Source organism: Alicyclobacillus sp. CIJ1 (assembly GCF_057538885.1).
Genome location: NZ_BAAJPH010000026.1, coordinates 1 through 287, shown reverse-complemented (window position 1 = coordinate 287; position 287 = coordinate 1). Strand labels below are relative to the sequence as shown.

Here is a 287-nt window from a genome sequence, read left to right as displayed (position 1 = left end):
TCTTCCTCGGGGTACTGAGATGTTTCACTTCCCCCGGTTCCCCGCTTAACGCCTTTCGGCCTTAAGCTGCTGGCGCTTCCCGCCAGCGGGTTCCCCCATTCGGACATCCACGGATCTCAGCCCGCTTACGGCTCCCCGTGGCGTATCGGCGTTCGCCCCGTCCTTCTTCGGCTCTTGGCGCCTAGGCATCCACCGTGTGCCCTTCCTAGCTTCACCTTGCCTTTCTCCCTATGCACTTGCCAAGGTCCTCCGAGAGAGCTCTCGCTCCCTCAAAACTAAACACACCC

Annotated in this window: 1 rRNA gene; it reads right to left on the bottom strand. The window is 61.0% G+C overall.

What is annotated here, in order from left to right:
• Positions 1-216 (bottom strand): 23S ribosomal RNA (locus tag AC27E8_RS00225); the annotation flags it as partial.
• Between the last annotated feature and the right edge of the window lie 71 nt (positions 217-287).